This is a genomic window from Thaumasiovibrio clandestinus (genome assembly GCF_047250365.1).
GTDB lineage: Bacteria > Pseudomonadota > Gammaproteobacteria > Enterobacterales > Vibrionaceae > Thaumasiovibrio.
Window position 1 is genome coordinate 248761 of record NZ_JBLBVL010000003.1, and the last position, 14170, is coordinate 262930.

General features: G+C 44.3%; 11 protein-coding genes. 5 read left to right on the forward strand and 6 right to left on the reverse strand.

What is annotated here, in order from left to right; genetic code table 11:
- Window positions 1-9 precede the first annotated feature (9 nt).
- Together ACKLNH_RS06730 and udp are read left to right on the forward strand one after the other, a co-directional pair.
- Complete coding sequence (locus ACKLNH_RS06730; RefSeq protein ID WP_413111485.1) at window positions 10-483, forward strand: response regulator; 474 nt, start codon at window positions 10-12, stop codon at window positions 481-483.
- A 268-nt stretch (window positions 484-751) separates the two neighbouring features.
- Complete coding sequence (udp, locus tag ACKLNH_RS06735; protein ID WP_413111486.1) at window positions 752-1522, forward strand: uridine phosphorylase; 771 nt, start codon at window positions 752-754, stop codon at window positions 1520-1522.
- A gap of 51 nt (window positions 1523-1573) precedes the next feature.
- Here udp and ACKLNH_RS06740 read toward each other — a convergent pair whose 3' ends face one another.
- Together ACKLNH_RS06740 and yccS are read right to left on the reverse strand one after the other, a co-directional pair.
- On the reverse strand, window positions 1574-2737 hold the full coding sequence (locus ACKLNH_RS06740) for a Card1-like endonuclease domain-containing protein (RefSeq protein WP_413111487.1): 1164 nt from the start codon (window positions 2735-2737) through the stop codon (window positions 1574-1576).
- A 147-nt stretch (window positions 2738-2884) separates the two neighbouring features.
- Window positions 2885-5038, reverse strand: coding sequence for a YccS family putative transporter (gene yccS, locus ACKLNH_RS06745; RefSeq protein WP_413111488.1), 2154 nt, complete (start codon window positions 5036-5038; stop codon window positions 2885-2887).
- 233 nt (window positions 5039-5271) lie between these two features.
- Here yccS and helD point away from each other — a divergent pair, with 233 nt between their 5' ends.
- Complete coding sequence (gene helD, locus ACKLNH_RS06750) at window positions 5272-7386, forward strand: DNA helicase IV (protein WP_413111489.1); 2115 nt, start codon at window positions 5272-5274, stop codon at window positions 7384-7386.
- A 61-nt stretch (window positions 7387-7447) separates the two neighbouring features.
- On the opposite strand, the gene ACKLNH_RS06755 is transcribed toward helD, so the two are convergent.
- Complete coding sequence (locus tag ACKLNH_RS06755) at window positions 7448-7906, reverse strand: methylglyoxal synthase (RefSeq protein WP_413111665.1); 459 nt, start codon at window positions 7904-7906, stop codon at window positions 7448-7450.
- Between the two features lie 353 nt (window positions 7907-8259).
- Here ACKLNH_RS06755 and ACKLNH_RS06760 point away from each other — a divergent pair, with 353 nt between their 5' ends.
- Both ACKLNH_RS06760 and ACKLNH_RS06765 read left to right on the forward strand, forming a co-directional pair.
- The gene (locus ACKLNH_RS06760) at window positions 8260-8799 is read left to right on the forward strand and encodes a hypothetical protein (RefSeq protein WP_413111490.1); all 540 of its coding nucleotides are present in this window, start codon (window positions 8260-8262) and stop codon (window positions 8797-8799) included.
- 13 nt (window positions 8800-8812) lie between these two features.
- Window positions 8813-9925, forward strand: a complete 1113-nt coding sequence (locus ACKLNH_RS06765; RefSeq protein ID WP_413111491.1) for an endonuclease/exonuclease/phosphatase family protein — start codon at window positions 8813-8815, stop codon at window positions 9923-9925.
- Between the two features lie 88 nt (window positions 9926-10013).
- Here ACKLNH_RS06765 and ACKLNH_RS06770 read toward each other — a convergent pair whose 3' ends face one another.
- From ACKLNH_RS06770 to ACKLNH_RS06780, 3 genes are all read right to left on the reverse strand, one after another.
- A complete protein-coding gene (locus tag ACKLNH_RS06770) occupies window positions 10014-10667 on the reverse strand; it encodes a YccT family protein (protein WP_413111492.1) in 654 nt (217 codons plus the stop codon).
- A 136-nt stretch (window positions 10668-10803) separates the two neighbouring features.
- Window positions 10804-11994 carry a class I SAM-dependent methyltransferase gene (locus ACKLNH_RS06775; RefSeq protein WP_413111493.1) on the reverse strand — a complete coding sequence of 397 codons (1191 nt, stop codon included), beginning with the start codon at window positions 11992-11994 and terminating at the stop codon, window positions 10804-10806.
- 66 nt (window positions 11995-12060) lie between these two features.
- Window positions 12061-14073 carry an EAL domain-containing protein gene (locus ACKLNH_RS06780; RefSeq protein ID WP_413111494.1) on the reverse strand — a complete coding sequence of 671 codons (2013 nt, stop codon included), beginning with the start codon at window positions 14071-14073 and terminating at the stop codon, window positions 12061-12063.
- Window positions 14074-14170: the final 97 nt, after the last annotated feature.

The following is a 14170-nucleotide window of genomic DNA, read 5'->3' on the forward strand; positions in this document are numbered from 1 at the left end:
GAAACAGTTATGGAAAAGATCAATATCATTTGTGTGGATGATCAGCGAGAAGTGCTGAGTGCGGTATTAAACGATTTAGCGCCGTTGTCGAGTGCGTTTAATATTGAAGACTGCGAATCAGCAGCTGAAGCGTTAGAGCTGATTGATGAGTTAGATGCGGAAGGAGAACATATTGCTCTCGTTATTTCTGATCACGTTATGCCTGGGAAAACAGGTGTCGAGTTATTGACTGAGATTTCCCAAGATAGTCGCTTCACATTCACCAAAAAAGTACTTTTGACAGGGCAAGCGACACATCAGGATACAATCCAAGCGATAAATGATGCACGTATTGAAAGCTATTTCGAGAAACCCTGGAAAGCGGAAACGCTCTTAACGACGGCAAGAACCTTAGTCTCAGAATACATTTTCGATATGGGATTGGATTTCCAAGCGTTCAGTAGTGAGCTTGACCAAAACGTTGTGCTACGCCGTTTACGCTAATCATTACTTTATCTAGATAAGGCACTGCAAATGTGATTGCAGTGCCTTTTTTATCGCTGGGATTTGTCATGTAAACGAAAACCTTGTCTACACTTACTCTCTGAAATAGAGAAATCGATTACAGTCACAGAATGTAACAATGATGCGCTGTTACATTGATGATGTGAAGCTGATCACGTTATGGCCGAGTATGATTGGATAAGATATCTTTATCGATGAAGCGCTGCCGCTTTAAGCCAGCGTAATATTTTAAGTCAAGGAGACGGATATGTCTGAAGCCACGGTTTTCCACCTAGGAGTAACAACAACTGATTTACAGGGTGCTGAACTGGCAATAATTCCCGGTGATCCAGCCCGAGTGGAAAAAATTGCTGCGTTAATGGACAACCCTGAATTTCTGGCGAGCTCTCGCGAGTATACGGTTTACCGCGCTCAATTAGAGGGTAAATCAGTAATTGTCTGCTCTACTGGCATCGGCGGCCCCTCTACTTCTATTGCTGTTGAAGAGTTAGCACAATTAGGCATTCGAACCTTTTTGCGGGTGGGGACAACTGGGGCAATTCAGCCGCATATTAATGTCGGCGACATGATTGTTACCACAGGATCAGTGCGCTTAGATGGAGCGAGCTTACATTTTGCTCCAATGGAATTCCCAGCGGTAGCCGATTTCGATGTGGCCACTGCGATGAAGCGAGCGTGTGAGTCGACTGGCGCTGCGACGCACACAGGTGTTACTGCATCAAGCGATACCTTTTATCCAGGGCAAGAGCGTTACGATACGTTTTCTGGACGGGTTGTTCGTCGCTTCCAAGGGTCTATGCAAGAGTGGCAACAGATGGGAGTGTTAAACTTTGAGATGGAATCAGCAACACTCTTAACCATGTGCGCAAGCTCTGGATTACGGGCTGGTTGTGTCGCAGGTGTTATTATTAACCGCACACAAAAGGAGATCCCAGATCACGCCACGCTTAAAGAGGCTGAAACCCGCTCCATTAGAGTGGTGGTGGAGTCGGCTCGCTTACTGTTGGCCGCTGAATAATTTTGATGTGATATATAAAACAAGCGCCGTTTATCGGCGCTTGTTCTTTAATTAGAGAATAGATTGCTCCCCACCAGCTTGTTTTACCCAAGTGGTTAAGTGCTCTTGTAGGTTGTTAAGCTCATCAGGACCGATAATGGTGAGTCCTAGATCTTCGGCACGAATTAAATCATGATGACGTAGTGGCCTAAAGCTGACTAACATCGCACGTGCTTGTAAACCACCAAGTAAGTCGCGCAATGATTCTAACTTATACAGGGTATCGTCCCCGTCATCACGCATGCCTTTTGTTTTACATTCAATGATGTGCAGCTTATTATTGACAATCGTTGCTACATCAAGCTCATTGCGAACTTCACGCTCACCAATTTTCCGATACACCTGTACGTTAAGCGAGTGATCTTGAATAGTAGGAACGGTTTCTTTAATTACCGCTAAGGTATTGTGCACATAATTCTCTAACCATTCGCCGTTAGCAAAACGACGCGCTTCTTCTTGCGTGAAAGTTAGAATCCCATTTTGGTAAGCAGCGAGTCCGGTATTAACCAAATCCTCGATCAGAAAAGCAAGCTCACGATATCCTTGTTGTTTATCACTGAGTTCGACATCGAGCTTTTGCTCTTTACGACAGGTTGTCGCTAAGTAATTTAGTGTCGCAAGACCCGGCCCCAACTCTAAGGCGTTACTGGCCCACTTTTTGCCAATTTGCATCAATTTTGCGTTCAGTGAAGCGGGAATGGCAACTTCAGTAAGTTCGGCGCGCGCACCAAAAATAGTTAAGTAATCAGAAATCTGGATACGATCTTCAATTTGACGTTGCGGTTTGCCGTCGGGATATAACCAGCACATCTCATCGCTAAAAGGTTCAATAACGTAAATAGGGCAGTGGTAGGTTCGGAAAACTTCATATGCGGTAAGCAAACGATGCCGTAAGCCACAACTGGCATTAAACCACACTTCACTAGCCTCTGACGCAAAGCGCTGTACTAATGTTTCGATACGCTGGCGGATGTTAGCAACGTTTATTTCATCAGGAATTTCAAAAAACTCAGCGCGTATACCACGCGGCTCAATGATCGCGGCGAGGCGCAAAAATTGTTTGTGCTGTGAGTGAACACCAACAAAGACAACTTGCTTTACTGGGATGGTTTCGTCGAGCAATGGCGTGATGAGTCTAACGGGATCTTGATCGATAATGCCGACATGAATGACCATATATTGTCCTTGTTATTAAAATTGGAAAACCCAAACTGTATTGTCTTTAAATAGGGCATATTCTATTGCATTTCAAGGGTAACCAGAGCTTTTACGTTATTTTATCTAGCTTGAATGTCACTGCATGATGAGCTTCACTCACTGGTGTTATTTTGTAGCAAGCTGTTGTTGTAATTGTCTAGCGAGTGTAAACATTTCCGGTAATATGGCATCGATTAATTCAAGTTGTTGCTGTACTAAATGAACTAAGTTGTCGCCAGATAGCGTTTCAGTGTGTTTAGCGTCGACGTCATCTATCACCGTCGGCATATGTACGCCCCCCTCTAGTAGAGACTGCAGTTTCTTGAGCTCACGATGGATATGACGATGGGCGAGCGTCACCGCTTTATGGACATCTGCGTTACTGACTTGTATTCGATGGGCTCCGATAGTGGAGATATAACTTAACATCGCATTACTTAAGCACATGAAGCGATAGCAATCTGCACTACTGAGTTGGTGGCGTTCTGGTTCACTCAACATATTTGTGATAACCGCATTTAGTGCCACATCATTATTGTGAGCATTTCGTCGTGCGACCCGGTAGGTTAAGGTGTCAGATTTACCCCATCGATATTGAACCACTGTTTGTGCAAGATATTGGCGATGACCCGCAATAGTGTTTGCCATAATGGGTAGAATTCGTTTGTTGTGCCAATCAGGCAAGATCACGTTAATAGCAAAAATAGCAATGGTGCACCCGATGAGGGTATCAATAAGACGAGGGAGCATAATGGCGAAGCCTTCTCCTGCTTGCTGAAAACAGGCCAGCACCAGCAAGGTAATAAAAAACGTCGCGAGTGCATAGTTGTGTTGTTTATAGTAAAAGAACAAAACTCCAGAAAGGGTGATCATAGTGAGTTGCCCCTCTATGGTTGGCAGTAAAACAAGTAAAAAGCCGCCAGCAATTAATCCGCTCAACGTGCCAGCGATTCGTTGTTTCATCCTACGCCGAGTAGCGCTGTAGCTTTGCTGGCAGACAAAGAGGATGGTAAGTAAAATCCAGTACCCTCGGTCAAGCTCAAGAAAATGGATAGAAGCATAGCCCATCATTAGTGCAGTAGATAAACGAATGGCGTGTCTAAAGAGTGGAGAGTTAAGATGTAATTCTTGTTTCACTCGTCGCCAGCGTGGCTTTAGTCCGCGAGGCTCGTCATCGGCGATATCATAATCTTCAAAACTTTTTGGTGGCTTATTCAAGGCAATTTGAGACAGCTGTTTATCGATAGCAAATAAATTATCATAAAGAAATTCGAGTTGATTTAACGGTGCTTGCCAGTGAGGTTCGTTAGCCGCGCGAAGATGCAGTAACGATGCTTTGACTTCGTTTAAGGTGCGCAAGTTCTCTTTACTGTGGTGATAGTGCCCTTGCTGGTTAACGGCTTTGGCCAGTGCATGACAAGCTAGAGCTTGTTGTTGTAACAAGCGTTCAAAACGAAACAGAATATCACTGTGTTGAAAAGTATGGGCCAGCTTATGATAGAGATAGTGAGAAGCACTTAAACGCTCGTGAATATCTTGTGCGGTAAAATAGTGACAAAACTCGTTAGGATTACACTGGCGTTGATTGGTTCGCTTGTAATGTATCAACGCTGTTTTTGCTTGATTAAGCGCACTAACAACAAGGCCATTACATTGTGCATTTTTGAGTCTAAGTGGGCGGACATCGTACTGCGACAGCGGATAGAACAACTGACTTTTGGATTGGAAAAATGTTCCCATCTGGGAGAAGACTTGTGCGAGTGAAAAGCGTAGGGGATGCAATGGAAACAAAAAGCGCCAGCATATAGAAATGGCACCGTACCAGCTGGCGCCAAGCAGCATAATAATAGGTTGTTGCCAAATGTTGGTGCTACTCTTGGCATCTAACATGGTATAGACCGCAAGGAGTAGCGATGCAAAAGCAATAGATTGATAACAGCGCCCCATTGCACCGAGCATGATAAAAATAAACGCAGACCCTCCTAGCCCGACAACAAATAGCCACGGGTAGGGAAAGAGTATTTCGGTTGAAAATGCAGCGATGGAAAAACAGGCTAAAGTAACGGTAAGTATTTTCTTATTATCTTTGAGATTAGCGTCAGATTCAGCCAAGGCGGCTGCTATGATGCCGAGAATAAATGGTGTAATCAGCGTTGTATGTTGGAAATAACCACAACTGCCTATAATGCCAAGAATAGCGATGAGTACCTTAATGCACTGATGTACTTGTTCATTACTATTTATCAGCTTATAAAAAGGGGATGGGTATCTCTGTATCATAACGTAGAAAATCGGCAATTATTAAAGGCTCACGATAACAAAGTTTGTCTGTTTTCCGAATAAATATCTCGCTTTTTATCTTGCCAATGTCAGTATCCTCGCTACAGCCATATTTGCTTTTGTATGCGGCAAAGCCAGCTGATAAGCTTGGTATAAGTATACGTTTTGCATTGTTGTGTTGAATATTGGGCATAAATGTAAGATGGAATAGAAATGATAGATAACGAGTCAAGATGACAATTGATACTTCAGATGAAATCACGCAAGAGGAAGAGATACTGGCTTCCATATGTGCTAATCGTGTTGCTCAGTGGTTGGTGCAAGGTGATTATTGCTTTATTGCCATTCGTGGTGAGAGTACGCTATGGCTGCAAAGCTTAACCGATGATTTGGTGATTGAATTCGAACAGTGGAATGGGTGCGTAAACGTTCATCATGGGTTGTGTTGGTCGACATTAGAGCTAACCTCGGCCTGTGGGGAGCGTACTTGGTGGGTACATGGCTTACCACGGCAAAAAGCCCGTCCATTTGCCGCGTTACTGACCTCATATTATGTCGCATGGACGAAAGACCGTGTAGCGGCCTTTGATCACGCCCTGCCTGAGATAGAAAAAACGATACAGCAATATCAGGCTTACCCTTTCTTTATGCGCGAGACCGAGTATCAAGCGATGCGTGATACTGTTGTTTCCTGTGTCGCCTTGAGTGAGTTACCGCAAGAGTTACTGCGTTCGTTTCGTCCACGCAGCATGGCGTTTATAGATAACTGGTTACAAGAGGAGTTATTGCAACGCAATGAGCGGTGGTGCGTTCAAGAGTTGGCACGCTGGGAGACATGGCTAGACGCTATTGAAGCGCTGCCCTTAAACCACAGTCAGCGAAATGCGGTGGTGGTAAATCAAGATCATAACTTAATTTTAGCTGGAGCTGGCAGCGGAAAAACCAGTGTGTTAGTTGCACGAGCTAACTATTTGCTTACCAGTAAGACGATGGATGCGAATGAAATTCTCATGTTGGCATTTGGCAACCAAGCAGCCAAAGAGATGGCAGAACGCTTGGCTGTCGGAGCATTGAATCAAATTAAGGTGTCAACTTTTCACAGTATTGCCATGCGTCTAATTGAATCAGCAACGCAGACGAAACCCGAGGTAGCGCCTTTTTCGACGGATCAAGAGGCAAGAAAGGTATTTTTTGACACTTTTATGGCTCAGCATTATAGCGATCCCACTATTGTTGATAAATGGAACAAGCACTTAGAATTATGGCCAATACCAGGGTTGCAGAGAAACGGCCATTGGCTTGATGGTATAGAAGCGCGCACTGTTGATTGGTTATGGTCTCGGTTGGGATTATTACAACAAGCGACGTTAAATAAAGCACAGTGGAAGAATAAAATAATAGAATCAAGTGTTGGTGGTGAACATCAAAAACAAGCGATCAGTGAGTTAAACCTGCTGTGGCCACTGTTATCTAAGTACTACGCTTACCTAAAAGAGCACAGCCAAGTTGATTTTAATACCATGATTCATCATGCGACCACGTTGGTCAGTAAAGGAAAAGCGACGGTTCCTTGGCGAACGATTATGGTTGATGAGTATCAAGATATATCCCCACACCGACTCGCATTACTTGAAGCGTTAACGCACACTGAGAATGCGCCAAGCTTATACGCTGTCGGTGATGATTGGCAGGCCATTTATCGCTTTGCTGGTGCTGATGTATCTCTAACGACAGGGTTTGAAACACGTTACCCTCACGGACATATTGGTGTATTGGATACCACCTACCGTTTCTCCAATATGTTAGGTGATGTTGCAAATCAATTTGTACAACAAAATAGAGATCAACTGACAAAGCCGTTGAATGCACATCGCCAACAACGCAAAAAAGCGGTGTGTTTGTTAAACCAAGGCTTGCTAGAGCAAGAGTTAAGTGCGTTGGCACAGCGGCAAGCCGAGAAAGAGGTCTCGGTTTTGTTATTAGGGCGTACACATAAGCAAATGCCAGTCGCATTGGATGAGTGGCAGACAAAGTGGCCTAACTTATCGTTACGCTATTCAACTTGTCACGCGAGTAAAGGGCAGCAGGCTGACTACGTGTTTATCTTAAACGTGGAACGGGGCGTTTTCCCAATGAAGTCGCGTGATAGTGGCTTAATGCGAGCGTTGCAGGTTGAACATAGTGACATCGCGTATGCTGAAGAACGACGCTTATTTTATGTCGCGTTAACCCGAGCAAAACATCAGGTTTGGGTTTGCGCTAACCCTGAATCTCAAAGTGTATTTGTTGATGAGTTGGCGACTGATAAGTATCCAGTGGTCAATAAACTAAAGCGCAAAAAGAAATAACTCAAAGGTAGCCTAAGCTGGCAGAAAACAGCCATTGGAAGGCTACCCTGTTTTACTGATATTAGCCAACGCGCTCAGCGATATATGCTTCATAGTCAGGAATATCGATTTCAACTTGTTGCTTAAGTAACGGTGAATGGATAAGGAAGTCAGCCGTTGCTCGGTTGGCGGCGACGGGGGTGTTCCAAACACTCGCAATTCTCAATAGTGCTTTCACATCAGGATCGTGTGGCACTGCATTCAAGGGGTCCCAGAAGAAAATCATCATATCGATCTTTCCTTCAGAGATTAACGCGCCAAGCTGCTGATCGCCCCCCATTGGACCACTGATCATTTTGTTAAGCGCTAAGCCAGTCTCTTTTTCAATCATGTGCCCTGTTGTGCCTGTTGCATACAAGGTGTGCTGACTGAGTATTTCTTGGTGCTTCTTTACCCAATTAAGCAGTGAGCTTTTCATGTGATCATGCGCGACGAGAGCAATATGCTTGTTGGCTTCCATCATACGGGTTGTGCTTTTCATCATTATCTCCATATTTTTTTTCTTTCATAGCAAAGTCAACATCAAATAGAAAGCGTTATCTTGTTAATCGGCGATTTCGATGCTCCAAGTGTTCGTTATTTATTCACTTACCAAACGGATGAGCGGTGGCGGATAACTAAGTCATGAGAAGGGGACAGTGAGCGGCTTATCGAGTCTGCCAGATTATGCAGTCTAGCTCTAGAGTTAGAGTGTTTCATAAACAAGACTTACCAGTGGCTCAGGGTGGAATAGTTCAGAAAAGAGGTAAAACTCTTGCTATCTTTATGGCGAGCGGTTTTTCAGTTGGATTTAGGGAAATAGGTAAATTCCCGATAAGGACGGTAGGGTAGGTGATGGATAAAATACAGCGAGTTGGTGGTGTTCAAGGCTCGAATCATCAAGGACGGTGTACATGGACAACCGTTGATTTTGAGGCGTCAGGATTAAGCCAAGACTCATACCCGATAGAGGTCGGCTTCTGCCTTCCTTCAGGCTCGATGTACAGTATGTTAATTAATCCTTTATCGGTAGATGACTGGAGTCATTGGGACAGAAATGCAGAAAATATTCACCATTTATCAAGGAGAATGCTTGAGCAACAAGGAGAAAGCGTTGCTGATGTTTGCCAATTTCTTAACCATAGTTTAGGCGGCTATGATGTTGTATTATGCGATAGCCAGTGGGATCTTTATTGGCTCGGACGCTTGTATCGGGCAGCCCATATGCGCCCGTCATATTGCTTGACGGAGATTTCGCAATGGCTAAAGCGGGTAGGGACCAATAATGCCGACGATTACTATGCATTATACTATTCGTTAGGGCCCGTCAGGCATAGAGCGGCTGACGATGCAGCTCAGATGTCGCAGGCCATTTCACTATTACTGGATTCATAGAAAGACACTTATATTGATACGGATTGCACAATTCAACGCGTCATTATCTTACTCCCATAAAGGGGAGCTATTGCGCTGTTTGCGCGCTAGAGAGCTAGATCCTCGGATTCAAAAAATCGCCGCTACCTTACAGTATGTTCGTCCAGATATCGTGATGTTGTGCGAGTTTGATCAGCAGGCTGATCGTGATGACTATGAAGCGTTAACGCATTTCTTACAGCGCTACTGCCATAAAGGGCACTTTGATCTCGAAGGCATTAGCTATCCGCATGTTTATTTGCCTTCCAGCAATACAGGGCTAACTCTGGCGACCGGATTACGGGAGCTAACATCACCGATTTTACCGGAAGATGGGCTGGGCTTTGGTTGTTTTCCTGGTCAGTATAATTTTGTGTTTTTGTCAAAATTCCCGATTATAAACAGTGAAATACAGTCAATGCAGTTGTTAAAGTGGCGTTCAATGCCAAACAATGCGATGCCGCAGGACTATTATCACACCGCAATAGAGTCGCAGTTGCGCCTGTCGTCCAAGAACCACGTTAAATTGGTGGTTGATATTAACGGTGCGCCTCTTGAGTTTCTATTATGCCACCCGACGCCCCCCGTTTTTGATGGTAGTGAACGAAGAAACTATCATCGCAATCATGATGAAATTAGATTGGCCATTGATCTTATTGATGGTGCTGATTATCTGCGTGATGACGCGGGGAATACGATAAGCTTAGGGCGCAATGGGCCATTTGTTTTATTGGGTGATTTCAATAACGATGCTTTTGATGGTGACGGCGATAGTCGCATTATTCGTGAGCTTTTATATCACCCAAGGGTTCATCGTCAATGTGCTGTTGGTCACCGCGCTCCACGAAGCCGAGGTGGGTTTTATCACGGTATGAACCTGCAACGTCGAGGAGAGCACCGCATCGGGAAGGCGGCGTTTTGGACCCATTTAAAAGGGCTTCGCTTAGATTATGTCTTGCCTAGCTCAGAGATGACAGTATTAGACAGTGGCGTATTCTGGCCGGATAAAAAGCAGCGCTTTAGATCGTGGTTCGAAGATAGGCGAGGAAGGCAGACGCCAACAGCTTATTCTGATCATCGGCTGGTTTGGGTGGATGTCGAGGTATAAGTTATATGTCAATGATTAGCGTAACCCGGTAGCCAATAAGTCGAGATGAGAATCTAGCATCAGGCTACGCTGCATTGAATGTTGCTTTTTACTCAGTCAGTAGTTTTTGTTTAAATCTCGCTTTGGTTTCATCATCAGCTTGTGCATACCAAAACTCTAACATTTGTTCTGCTATTTCGGGAGACGATGCCGCTTCATTAATTTGGTCTTGTGCACTTTGCTTATTGTCGTCAATACCTTCGGGTAGGTTGGCGATCGCCACAGCACCCTGTAATGCAGCACCTTCGCCACGCAAGTTATACTCAGCGATTTCTTTTTCGAAATCTCGTCCTAACTGAAGCCCAGATTTACGTAATACGTCAGTCGTGTAGTTAATCGGTTCACCGCTCTTCGTCGTGAATGAAAATTGTGGCTTACGGCTAAACTGGATTTCATCGCTTTTATTACGGATAGGAGGTAATTCTAATGCTAACTCATCGTCTACAGCTTGAAAGGTAACAATCTGTACCGGTGAGGTGTAGAGGCTTGTTTCTCCATTTGAACGGTAGTCGGTGCGAATGCGAAAGGCCAGTTGATGCTCGCCATTATTGAGTGTGAGTGGCATGTTACCTGAGGTGTTAACGCCATTAACGACAACCCATTCTGCCTGGTCGGATAATTTGATTGAAACATCAGCCATTGAGACAAGCGGAGTGAACAGTGCAAGGGATACGGCCAAATGGCGAAGAGAGCGCTTAAACATAATCGTCCTTTATTTAGTTTCTACAGAGCATGTTCGGAAATATACCCTGAATAATGACTTTAATCTAATGGTATGGTGGTAGCGTTAGCCCGCCATATTACTGGCGGGGCGTAGAATATAAATTACAACATGCGCATTAACGAACGTGACACGCAAACCCTTTTAGGTAGAAACCTTCTGGATAAGCACTATCAATTGGATGGTCTGCTGCTTGCTCGAAACGTTCAATAAACTGCACTTGGCGATGGGCGTCCAAAGCGGCGTCAGCAATGATTTTTTGAAACAGGTTGCCTTCCATCAGGCCTGAGCAAGAATAGGTTAACAGCGTGCCGCCTGGATTAAGGATCTGCATTGCAAGCATGTTAATGTCTTTGTAGCCTCGACATGCGCCGTTTAATTGCGCTTTGGACTCGGCAAACTTGGGCGGATCCATAATGACAACATCGAATTTCTCACCGCGCTCACGATACTCACGTAGCAGTTTAAACACATCAGCATTTAGAAACTCAGCTTTGCTGGTATCAAAGCCATTCATTTCTGCATTGCGGCGTGCGATATCCAAAGCTGGTTGTGATACGTCAACATTGATCACTTCTGCCGCGTTACCCTTAAGCGCATAGAGCCCAAAACCACCAGTATAGCAAAAGCAATTCAAAACCCGCTTGCCATTCACGTACTTCACGGCTGCTTCTCGGCTGTCGCGCTGATCGAGATAAAAGCCGGTTTTATGACCGCCTTTAATATCTACACTGATTTTTATGCCATTCTCTGTAATAACCACAGAAGCTGGTGGTTCTTCACCATGCAGCACGCCAGTGCGTTCTTTTAGTCCTTCTTTTTTACGTACGCTAACATCAGAGCGTTCATAGATATGGCAATCAGGGAAAACGTGTTTAAGGGCGTCGACAAGAGCAGATCTTTGCACATCGGCGCCAGCACTCAACAATTGGCAAACAAGGTAATTGTCATACTTGTCAATGGTTACGCCCGGTAAGCCATCAGATTCAGCTGCGATAAGGCGGTATCCAGTCAGGCCATCACGAGCTGCGAGTGTTTCTCGAAGAACGTTGGCTTGTTCGATTTTCTGAATGAAAAAATCTGTGTCGATAGCTTGTTTTTTGTCGAAGGTCCAAACTCGAGCACGGATTTGTGAGTGCGGTGAGTATGCGCCTCGCGCTAACCATTGGCCGTCTGCCGCATAAATCTCAACGGTCTCCCCCAACGTTGGCTTTCCTTCAACTTTTTGAATTCCTCGAGAAAAAATCCAAGGATGGTGGCGGCGGAGTGATTTCTCTCGCCCTTTAACTAGATAGATAGCAGCAGTCATAATGATTCACAGGCTGTGGAAAAGGTCGACATTGTCTTGGATACGCCAGTTAAATTCAACCTAGATTTATTGTCGAACAGGCGTTGTTTGTTGTTGATGGTGGAGAAGGGCGATAAAGTCATCAAATTTCACTGGCTTGTTAAACAGATAACCTTGGCCCAAGTGAATCCCACTATCAATCAGGCAATCTTGTTGCTGTGTAGTTTCGACACCTTCGGCAATGACAGTGACACCAAACTCATTTGAAAGATAGTGGATGGCATTGATGATCGCTTTAGATAGTGGATTAGTGGGGAGGTCGATAATAAATTGTCGGTCTATTTTTATCTGGTCAAAGCCATTAATCAGCAAACTTTCCAATGACGAAAATCCGGTGCCAAAATCATCTAGGCTAATGGTGATCCCTGCTTTTCTTAATCGTGAGATAGCGTCAATGGTATTTCCCTTTACGTGCATGTGAGATGTCTCAATGATCTCAATATCAATATAATTTAACGGGAGCTGATACTTCTCGCTGAGACTGTTTAAGAGCGGGATAAATGCGATGCTGGTGATCTGCTTGGGTGAAACATTGATGCTAATGCGAAAGTGGTCAGGGAGCTTATGCTGAATGGGACCCCAAGTCTCGAAAACACGCTGTAAAACGGCATTTCCTAACGGCAAATAGAGCTCGGTTTGTTCGGCTTCTGTCAATACCTCGGTAGGGGCGGCCATTTCATTGTCATTTAAGCGGAAAAGTGCTTCACACCCAATAATAACCCCTGTTTGCATATCGACCTTTGCCTGATAGTGCAGTTCAAAGTTATCGTCACTGAGTATGTGTTGTAAGCTTCTCATCAATGCGATGTGATGTTGTACTTGCTGTTCATACTTTGGCGAAAAGACTTTTATATTTGCACCACCGGCTTCTTTTGCGTGCCTTAGCGCGATATCGGCGGTATGCATAAGAGTTGGGGCGTTAGTACCATCTGCTGGACTTAACGTTGCCCCAATAGCAAGCGAATAGGTTGCGGGTGCAGTAAGCATTACATGTTCTAACAAGTCAATAAGTTGGTGGCGGTCGGTGTTCCAATCAAATACCGCAACAAAATTATCCGCATCCAGACGGCATAAGAAAGATTGCTTCGGGAGTGTTTTTATTAGTAACTCTTTGACATCGCATAAAACCGCATCACCAAATTGAAGCCCGTAACGATTGTTAAGTTCACTAAATTCGTCAATGTCAAAGAAAACCACCGCAAACGGTGTTGACCTATCGGTACGTATTGTCAAATGTTTTAGTAATGCTCTCCGATTATTCAAGCCAGTTAGTGAATCTGTTTCAGATTGGATTTTTAGCTGGTGGTTCTTATCGGACAGAACTTGAAGATAATGATTTACTCGATTTACGGCACCATTGTGAGCATCAACTAATAGGCTTATTTCATCGTTTCTACTGGTGCTATTTAGCTCGATAGGGGCAAGTTGTGATGGTGAAACTGTATGTAATTGCTTGATAATACTCTTCATTGGCAGGCCGAAGAGTGAATCGACAATGAAGTAGCTCAATAACAGAAAGGTGATAATTAAAGACAGCACTACCGAGAGAGTAATAGCCCCTGATTTGATAATCATGGCTTGTAGGTAGTGCAGATTCGTTGTGGTGTGTATCTCACCGATATGTATGGAGGATGCAGTAGACTGTGATGCGTCCTCCTGATGATTTAAGGTTACCTCACTTTGTCCTGAAGGAAGTAGCCAGTTTAAAAAGGGATTGGGGGGCGGCTGTAAATGGTTATGTTTGGTTATCCAAGGCTGCCCTAACTTGTTGGATAGCAGTATGCTATGAAAAAGCGGTTCTTCACAAAGACTATCCAAAATAGCATTGGCCTGCTCTATGTCATTTTGATAAAGCGCTAATGAAACCGCCGGTGCGACGGCCTCTAATCGACTGATGGTTACCCGATGTACTTCGTTGGATATTATTTTAGCTTGAATAAATAATGCACATATAGTGACAATGAACCCGCAAAGAAAGAACCATATCGCTGCTCTGCGGATTAACTGTGTTTGCAGCGGTTTAAAAGTCTGCCTATGCATATCATTATTATCCATTGGCAATATAAAATATTGTCATAAGTGTTGAACTTACTAGGCGATATTATTAGTCTAGTTTGATATGCAACAATGGCAATGC